Here is a 6,842-nt window from a genome sequence, read left to right as displayed (position 1 = left end):
GTGGGGGGAGGCGCGACGGGCGAGACGGGTTGAGCGTGCCGAGAGGAACGGCCGGGGTGCCGTGGAACTGGGGGGTGTTGGGGCTGGAGCTGGTGCTGAGGGTGCCAAGTGAGCTGTGGCGACAGGTCAGTTGAGGGCGCCGACCGTGCCGTGGCGGTCGGAGTCGGCGGTGCTGCGATCGGGTTCGGCGTCGGCCCCTGTTGCTGCCGTTGCTCCTCCCGTGCGGAAGGTGCGGCGGTAGCCGGTGGGGGTGACTCCGAGGGCCGTCTGGAGGTGCTGGCGCATCGACTGGGCCGTGCCGAAGCCGGCGTCCGTGGCGACCTGGTCCATGGAGAGGTCGGTGGATTCCAGGAGGTGGCGGGCTCGTTCGACACGTTGCTGGGTGAGCCACTGGCCGGGGCTGATGCCGACCTCCTCGCGGAAGCGGCGGGTGAAGGTGCGGACGGACATCGCCTCCTGCTCGGCCATGTCCCGGAGCTGGATGGGTTCGTGGAGGCGGCCCAGGGCCCAGGCGCGGGCGGCGGTCGTGGTCGCCACCTGCGGATCCGGGACCGGGCGGTGGATGTACTGGGCCTGGCCGCCGTCGCGGTGCGGCGGTACGACGGTGCGGCGGGCGACGTCGTTGGCGACCGCGGTGCCGTGGTCGCGGCGGACCATGTGCAGGCACAGGTCGATGCCGGCGGCGACACCGGCGGAGGTGAGGACGTCGCCGTCGTCGATGAACAGCACGTCCGCGTCGACCTCGATCTGCGGGAACAGTTCCTGGAAGCGGTCGGCGTCGGCCCAGTGCGTGGTGGCGGGGCGGCCGTCGAGGAGACCGGCGGCGGCGAGGACGTAGACGCCGGTGCAGATGGAGGCGAGGCGGGTGCCGGGGCGGATGTGGGCGAGGGCGGCGGCGAGTTCGGGGGTGAGGACGCCCTCCTCGAAGACCGGCCCGAGTTCGTACGACGCCGGGACGATCACCGTGTCGGCGGTGGCGAGGGCCTCCGGGCCGTTCGGGACGTGGATGGCGAAGTCGGCGTCGGTGTCGACCGGGCCGGGCGGGCGGACCGAGCAGGTGACGACCTCGTACAGCAGCCGCCCCTCGGCGTCCCGGGGGCGGCCGAAGATGCGGTGCGGGATGCCCAGCTCGAAGGGGAGGAGGCCGTCGAGGGCGAGGACGACGACGCGGTGCGGGCGGAACTCCGGCTCGGACTCTCGGCTCATGGCCCGATTCTAGCGAATGCTGTCCTTCGGGCCAGTGGCCCGGGAGGGGTGGGATGCCGGAAGCTCATTGACGTGACGCAGACAACCGATGCCACGCCCGGTCCCGGCACCGCCGAGGAGCCCGGCCCCGCGCCCAGCGGCCGTAGCCGTCGTAGTCGTACCCGTACTCGTCCGCGGCGGAGCCGCACAGTGTCACTGCATCGTGCGTGGTTCGTCGCGGCCGTCACGTTCGTGACGATCATCGGTGCGGCGGCGTTCCGTTCGCTGCCCGGGCTGCTGATCGATCCGCTGCACCAGGAGTTCGGGTGGTCGCGCGGCACGATCGGTGCGGCGGCGTCCATCAACCTCGCGCTGTACGGGCTGACGGCCCCCTTCGCGGCGGCGCTGATGGACCGCTTCGGCATCCGGCGCGTGGTCGCGGTCGCGCTGACCGTGATCGCGCTCGGGTCCGGCCTGACGGTGTGGATGACGGCGCCGTGGCAACTGCTGCTCTGCTGGGGCCTGTTGGTGGGTCTTGGCAGCGGTTCGATGGCGCTCGCGTTCGCGGCGACGGTCACCAACCGCTGGTTCACCGCACGCAAGGGCCTGGTCACCGGCATCCTCACGGCGGCCTCGGCGTCCGGCCAGCTGATCTTCCTGCCGCTGCTGTCCTGGATAGTCGAGGAGCACAGCTGGCGCCCGGCGGCGGTGACCGTGTCCCTCGCGGCCCTCGCGGTGGTCCCCTTCGTCTGGCTGCTGCTGCGGGACCATCCGGCCGACGTGGGCGCGAAGCCGTACGGGGCGACCGAGTTCGTGCCGAAGCCGGAACCGGTGACGGGTGCGGCCCGCCGTACGGTCACGGTCCTGTTCAAGGCGGTCCGCACGGGCCCGTTCTGGCTGCTGGCCGGTACCTTCGCGATCTGCGGCGCGTCCACGAACGGCCTGATCCAGACCCACTTCGTGCCCGCGGCCCACGACCACGGCATGCCCATCACGGCGGCGGCCTCGCTGCTCGCGGTGATCGGCGTCTTCGACGTGGTCGGCACGATCGCCTCCGGCTGGTTCACCGACCGCTTCGAACCCCGCCGCCTGCTCGCCGTCTACTACGCCCTGCGCGGCATCTCCCTCCTCTTCCTCCCCATGCTGCTGGCCCCCACGGTCCACCCGCCCATGCTCTTCTTCATCGTCTTCTACGGCCTCGACTGGGTCGCCACGGTCCCCCCGACCCTCGCCCTGTGCCGCGAGCAGTACGGCGAGGACAGCGCGATCGTCTTCGGCTGGGTCCTCGCCTCCCACCAGATCGGCGCGGCCCTGGTCGCCTTCCTGGGCGGGGTCGCCCGGGACGCGTTCGGGTCGTACGACATGGTCTGGTACCTGTCGGGGGCGTTGTGCGCGGTGGCGGCGTTGATGGCGCTGGTGATCCGGCGGCGGCCGGTCATGGGGACGGTCGCGGTCGCGGTGGCGTGACGGCTACGGGGCGGAGGTGATGTTCCCCTTCGCGTCCACGGTGTGGGTCTGCCAGTACGTGTCCCACTTGTCGTCGACGTGCTGCGGCACCTTCCCCTCCGGGTAGCGCGCATAGCCGCTCGGCGGGGTGTCGCCGTTCTTCACACAGGCGCCGCCCAAGGTGCTGCCCACGGCCAGGACCGGGTACTCGCCCCCGCTGCACATGGCGTCCGCCGTGGAGAACGAGCAGGCGGACAGCAGCCCGGCGGCGGATATCAGGACGGACGTGAGAACGGCGACTCGCGTGCGCTTGCTCATGGTTGGGGTCCCCCGGTCAGATGCTCGAATCGGTCTGGGAGCAAGGCTGCCGGAGGCGGGGCGGACCTTCATGAGTACGTGGGCTCAGAATCGGCGTGCGGGTTACTCAGCGGCACTCAGAGGAGCCGTCGTCCGCACGGGCGCGCTGCTGCGCCCGCGACCCCGGCCGCTGAGTTCGGCGTCGAACGTCTCCTGGGCGACGCGCATGACCTCGGCGTACTCGGGCTGCCGTAGCCGCTCCCACATCTCGTCCTCGGGGACGTCCTCCACGTGGGCGACCACCCACCAGATGTTGCCGAAGGGGTCCTTGATCCGCCCGCCGCGCTGTCCGAAGGCGTCGTTCGCCAGGTGGGTGACGATGCGGCCGCCGGCGTCGACGGCGCGGGTGAACGCCTGGTCCGCGTCAGGTACGAACACGCGGAGCAGGCTCGGCATGACGGGCCAGTCCGGGGCCCGGTCGAAGGCCAGCACGACCGTGTCGCCGACCCGGATCTCGCCGTGCCCGATCGCCCCGCCCTCGGTCACCACCCGCCCGAGTTCCTTCCCGCCGAACGCCGCGGCGACGAAGTCGAGGAAGGCTCCCGTGTCGTCGGTGGCGACCCAGGGGGAGACCGTGGTGTAGCCCTCCGGGGCGGAGTTGGTGTGGTGGGACATCGTCGGGGTTCCCTTCGTCGCTGCCGGGTTTCGGGCGTGACGATAGGGGCGGGATAGGTCAGTTCCTGTCCTACTGGCGATCAGAGGAAGCGGCCCCGATGGAACAACAAGGGTGCTCCCTCACCCTCGTCGGCCCCCAGCCCGTCCACCCGTCCCACCACGATCAGATGGTCGCCCCCGGTGTGCACCGCGTGGATCGTGCAGTCGATCCAGGCCGCGGCGCCGGTGAGGCGGGGCGAGCCGGAGACCGGGGAGGCGTCGTAGGGGACGTCCGCGAACTTGTCCGTGCCGGGTACCGCGAAGCCGCGGCACAACTCGCCCTGGTGGGCGGCGAGTACGTTGACGCAGAAGACGCCGGCGCGGGCGATGCGCGGCCAGGTCGTCGACGTACGGCCGACCATGAAGACGACGAGGGGCGGGTCGAGGGAGAGGGCGGAGAAGGACTGGCAGGCGAAGCCGGCGGGACCCGGTTCGCCCTCGGCCGCGGGGGCGGTGATCACGGTGACGCCGGTCGCGAACGTGCCCAGTACGCGCCGGAATTGACCCTGGTCGACCGGTGCCCGCTCGTCGTCCGTGACGCACCGGAGCTCCGGCCGCGGCAGCGCCTCGACAGGCTGCGCGGCCGGAGCGCTTCCGGCTGACCTGAGGTACCGGACGGCGGCCGCGGCCGCCCCTGCGTGTCCCATCACATCACTCATTGAAGCTGACGGATCATCAGATAGGAAGGGGTACGGGCCCGCCGGCATCCGGTATCGTGGACCGGTCCGTATCGGCTCTGTGCTGGGCCAATTCACAGGCTGCCGGTCAGATCATGGGTGTTACGTCGCCCCGTGGACCTCCTCGGGTCACCTCCCGCACGCCAACCCCCAGCAGTGTTGCGGAACGACCGCCACCGCCACATCACCGGTGGCAGCCGTGATCTGAGGAGCACCCACACGATGAACCGTCTCACCGCACGCGGCGGAGCCGTGGCCGCCGTCGCCGGCCTCGCCCTGACGCTCGCCGCCGCCCTGCCCGCGCAGGCCGCCGACTCGACCGTGACCGAGTCCCAGTGGCTGACCGATGTCGCCGCCGTCACCGGCCCCGCGCAGACCTACATCGACTCCCGTGCCGCCGCCAACACCTCCGGTGCCAGGCAGGCGATCGTCCTCGACATCGACAACACCTCGCTGGAGACCTACTTCGAGGGCGGCCTCACCGTCCCCGCCACCCCGCCGGTCCTCGCCCTCGCCCAGGACGCGCACGCCAAGGGCATCAGCGTGTTCTTCGTCAGCGCCCGCAGCAACCTCTTCAACGCCGTCACCAAGTCCAACCTGACGACGGTCGGTTACACGGTCGACGGCCTCTACGCCCGCACGGTCGCCCAGCTTCTGACCGAGTCCATCGCCGACTTCAAGACCTCCCAGCGCAAGGCGATCGAAGCGAACGGCTACGACATCATCGCCAACATCGGCAACAACACGACCGACCTCTCGGGCGGCTACGCCGACACGACGTACAAACTCCCGGACTACGACGGCCTGTTGGACTGACCCGTACAACGGCCGGGGGCCCGCGCGGAGTTCAGCGAACCAGCTTCATGATGACGTCGCCGAAGTCGGGGAACTCGCGGTCGTCGTTCGGCGTCACGCGAACTGCTTGGCGACGTGACCGGGACGGCGGGCCTGCGTCAGAAGTGTGTGGTGATTCCGAAGGCGCGGCGCAGTTGGGCCATGTCGTGCCGGTCGCGGTGCGTCGGCTCGTAGCCCTGGTGGAAGTAGACCTGCTGCTCGGCGGACAGGCACGGGACCGAAGCCCCCCTGATCGTGCCCGTCACGAAGCATGCGGACGGGTAGGCGAAGGGGTGTTCCGGTTCGGGTGACGCCTGTGTCGCTGAGCCGTCGGCGGCGAAGACCAGGGGGTGGAGGTCGATCTCGCGCCCGTCCGGAGCCGTCACGACGAAGCGGACCGGCCGCTGGTCCAGGCTCTCCACGAAGCCCTCGGCGGAGAGCGCCGCCAGCACCGCGTCCTCCTGCTCCCGGCGGTGCATCAGGTCCAGGTCGCGATGGTCCCGGGTCTGTTCGCCGATCAGGGCGTCGATTCCCCAGCCGCCGCCGATCCAGACGTCGGCCGCCGCGCGCCGCAGCGACTCCAGGAAGACCAACACATCATCGGCACTCATTACTTGAGCCACGTCAGAAGCGACCGCCCCGGACAAGCGAACCCTTTGAACGCCCCTTCGACGCGGGTCACCGCCCCCGGTACTCCGGACTCCGCCGCTCCACGAAGCTCGCCACGCCCTCCCGCGCGTCCTCCGTGGTCATGTTGATCTCCTGCGCGGCCGCCTCCGCCGCGAACGCGGTCGTGCGGTCGCTGTCCAGGGACGCGTTCACCAGCTGCTTGGTGAGGGCGAGGGCTCGGGTCGGGCCGGTGGCGAGGCGTTCCGCCCAGTCGCGGGCCGTCTTCTCCAACTCCTCATCCGGTACGACCCTGTTGACCAGGCCCAGTCGTTCCGCGTCCGTCGCGCTCACCGTGTCGCCGAAGAACATCAGCTCCTTCGCGCGCTGTGGGCCGATCAAGCGCGGGAGCAGATACGCGCCGCCGCCGTCCGGGACCAGGCCGCGGCGTACGAAGACCTCGATGAACCTGGCCGATTCCGCGGCCAGTACGAGATCGCAGGCCAGGGCCAGGTGGGCGCCCAGGCCGGCCGCCGTGCCGTTCACCGCCGCGATCACCGGTTTCTCGCAGTCCAGGACGGCGGCGATCAGGCGTTGCGCGCCCAGGCGGATCACCCGGGCGACGTCACCGGCCACGCGTTCCCCGGACGAGCCGCCGCCCCGCAGGTCCGCGCCCGCGCAGAAGCCCCGGCCGCTGCCGGTCAGGACGACCGCCCGTATGGAGGGGTCCGCCGATGTCTCTCCCAACAGGGTTATCAGGCGGTCCCGTTGGGGCGGGGTGATCGCGTTCAGGGCCTCGGGGCGGTTGAGGGTGACGTAAGCGACCTGGCCGGAGACTGTGTACACGATCTCGGTCATCGGCACACCGCCAACGCGTCCAGCGCCACCGCGCCCTGTCCCCTGGGCAGCACCATCAGCGGGTTGATGTCCAACTCCGAGAGCACATCGCCCAGTTCGAGGGCCATGCGCTGCACGCGCAGGATCACCTCCACCAGGGCGTCCAGGTCCGCCGGGGGGCGTCCCCGTACCCCGTCCAGCAACGGCCGGCCGCGCAACTCGCCGAGCATGTCCCGCGCCGCCTCC

General features: G+C 71.0%; 9 protein-coding genes. 2 read left to right on the top strand and 7 right to left on the bottom strand.

Features of this window, described 5'->3' with window-relative positions; translation table 11 throughout:
* Positions 1-126: 126 nt before the first annotated feature.
* Positions 127-1,206, bottom strand: a complete 1,080-nt coding sequence (locus AC31A1_RS43570; protein WP_489658614.1) for a GlxA family transcriptional regulator — start codon at positions 1,204-1,206, stop codon at positions 127-129.
* Positions 1,207-1,278: 72 nt separating this feature from the next.
* Between AC31A1_RS43570 and AC31A1_RS43565 the strand changes: the two genes are divergently transcribed.
* Positions 1,279-2,652: an MFS transporter gene (locus AC31A1_RS43565; protein WP_489658613.1), complete on the top strand. Its 1,374-nt coding sequence runs from the start codon at positions 1,279-1,281 to the stop codon at positions 2,650-2,652.
* Positions 2,653-2,655: 3 nt separating this feature from the next.
* On the opposite strand, the gene AC31A1_RS43560 is transcribed toward AC31A1_RS43565, so the two are convergent.
* From AC31A1_RS43560 to AC31A1_RS43550, 3 genes are all read right to left on the bottom strand, one after another.
* Entirely contained in the window at positions 2,656-2,949 is a 294-nt protein-coding gene (locus AC31A1_RS43560) for an SCO0607 family lipoprotein (protein WP_489658612.1), read from the bottom strand.
* A gap of 102 nt (positions 2,950-3,051) precedes the next feature.
* Positions 3,052-3,603: a VOC family protein gene (locus AC31A1_RS43555; protein WP_489658611.1), complete on the bottom strand. Its 552-nt coding sequence runs from the start codon at positions 3,601-3,603 to the stop codon at positions 3,052-3,054.
* An 80-nt stretch (positions 3,604-3,683) separates the two neighbouring features.
* Positions 3,684-4,289 (bottom strand): flavin reductase family protein, encoded by a 606-nt coding sequence (locus AC31A1_RS43550; protein WP_489658610.1) that lies wholly within the window; start codon positions 4,287-4,289, stop codon positions 3,684-3,686.
* Between the two features lie 252 nt (positions 4,290-4,541).
* Here AC31A1_RS43550 and AC31A1_RS43545 point away from each other — a divergent pair, with 252 nt between their 5' ends.
* Entirely contained in the window at positions 4,542-5,135 is a 594-nt protein-coding gene (locus AC31A1_RS43545) for an HAD family acid phosphatase (RefSeq protein ID WP_489658609.1), read from the top strand.
* 137 nt (positions 5,136-5,272) lie between these two features.
* Here AC31A1_RS43545 and AC31A1_RS43540 read toward each other — a convergent pair whose 3' ends face one another.
* The 3 genes from AC31A1_RS43540 to AC31A1_RS43530 all read right to left on the bottom strand — a co-directional run.
* Complete coding sequence (locus AC31A1_RS43540) at positions 5,273-5,764, bottom strand: nucleotidyltransferase domain-containing protein (protein ID WP_489658608.1); 492 nt, start codon at positions 5,762-5,764, stop codon at positions 5,273-5,275.
* A gap of 67 nt (positions 5,765-5,831) precedes the next feature.
* Entirely contained in the window at positions 5,832-6,617 is a 786-nt protein-coding gene (locus AC31A1_RS43535; RefSeq protein WP_489658607.1) for an enoyl-CoA hydratase/isomerase family protein, read from the bottom strand.
* On the bottom strand, positions 6,614-6,842 hold a 229-nt coding region (locus tag AC31A1_RS43530), incomplete at its 5' end, for an acetate--CoA ligase family protein (RefSeq protein ID WP_489658606.1). The genes AC31A1_RS43530 and AC31A1_RS43535, both read right to left, overlap by 4 nt.

The organism is Streptomyces sp. P5F9 (assembly GCF_057961495.1).
The sequence above is the reverse complement of the archived record's forward strand: the minus strand, read 5'-3'. Positions and strand labels throughout refer to the sequence as shown.